The sequence below is a fragment of the Arthrobacter sp. SPT-J7 genome, from assembly GCF_059089965.1.
Window position 1 is genome coordinate 1 of the sequence record NZ_JBNHFF010000425.1, and the last position, 1,477, is coordinate 1,477.

At 64.3% G+C, this 1,477-nt stretch carries 1 protein-coding gene; it reads right to left on the minus strand.

From position 1 onward, the window contains the following. Positions 1-113 precede the first annotated feature (113 nt). Positions 114-1,477, minus strand: a 1,364-nt coding sequence (locus tag AC5RWX_RS33270) for a radical SAM protein (protein WP_494100423.1), incomplete at its 5' end; no start/stop codon positions are given.

The following is a 1,477-nucleotide window of genomic DNA, read 5'->3' on the forward strand; positions in this document are numbered from 1 at the left end:
CGGTGTCCGTGCCGGGCGGCGTGCTTGGCGCGCACCAGATGCGACGGCGAAGGCCCGGCGGCGATGCGCCGGGCATCGGAAGCGGAGCCCATTATCCCTCCTTAGTTCCTGGTTCAGATTTGGCGGACCGGGAGAAACCCGGTGCCCGTTGCTGTGCTGATCCGTTGTCTGGCCAAGGCTGGCCATGCCTGAACGGCACAGAACGGAGCGCACTGGTGATTGCCGGTGTCGCTCTTTGTGCCCACGTGGATGCAGCATTGCGTGAGCCGTTCCTCGATCAGGGTGGAGATGTCCATGAAGGGCTTCACCATGATCCGGGTGATCCGTTCGGCGAGGAGCCGGCGCAACCGCTGTTGCTGCCCCGGAAGCTTACCGGCGGCCAGCGTGGTAAGGGTGCCGATGCCGAGGTCGCACTGGGTGCAGATGTTCTTCCAGAGGTCCATGGTCCGTGGGTGGGACAGCGAGGACTGTTCGCTGAGCAGGTCCAGCAGGGAAGTCTTTATGAGGTTGCGGAGCTCAAGCGGGATGGCGCTGTCGGCGATGCGGTTGGCAATGCTGTCGGGGTTGAGTTCCAGCCAGGCGAGCAGTTGGTCGTGCCCGATGAGGGCTGTCAGCGACCGCCAGGTGCCCGCGTCGTCCTTCAGCATGTAGCCCACAGACGCGCAATGCGGATGCGAGCAGGGGAGTGCCGTCAGGTCGTGCCATGAGACCACCCCTCCGGTTTGCTCCGCGAGCCGCTCCAGGACACCTGTGTGGGTGAGCCGGTCCATAGGGTCGATGCCGTGGCCGCGACCTGAACCGAACACCGGCTGCAGCGCAACCCCGCCTATGAACGGGGTTTCCAGTGCCCTCATAACGACCGCGCCCACTTCGCCGTCATTGACGCCGAGGGCCGCCGTCATGGTCAGGGTAGTGAACACACCGGCCTCGGACAGGCGCGCGATGGCCATGTCTTTGAACCGGGTCAGGTCCCCGCCGCGGTGGTGGACGGATGCTTCCTTGGACGGGCCGTCGTACTGGAGGTACACCTCTACCCGGTCCCGGTGTTTGGCCAGCAGCGCGAGCAGGTCGTCGTCAGTGGCAATCAGCATGCCGTTGCTGTTCACCATGATCCGTACGATCGGCCGGGCGACAAGCTCATCCAAAAGTTCGGCCAGGTGGGGGTACAGCGTCGGCTCGCCGCCGGAGAGCATCAGTACATCCAGCCGCCCGTTTTCGCGGGCAAGCCGGGTGTCGATATTCGCGAGCACTTCGCGAAGCGGCGCAATTCCCTGAAGTTGCGGGCCGGAGGCGGTGAAACAGGTGGGGCAGCGCAGGTTGCAATGCTCGATGATGTCCTGCAGGAGGATACACGTGTGCTGCGTCTGCATGGCGGGCAGCCCGTAGGCATATGCCTCTGGTATCTGGCGGTAGTTTCCGGCCTGGTCCGGGATGTGCTGCTTGGTGTGAGCCTGCCATCTTTCCAAGTAACGCAGGA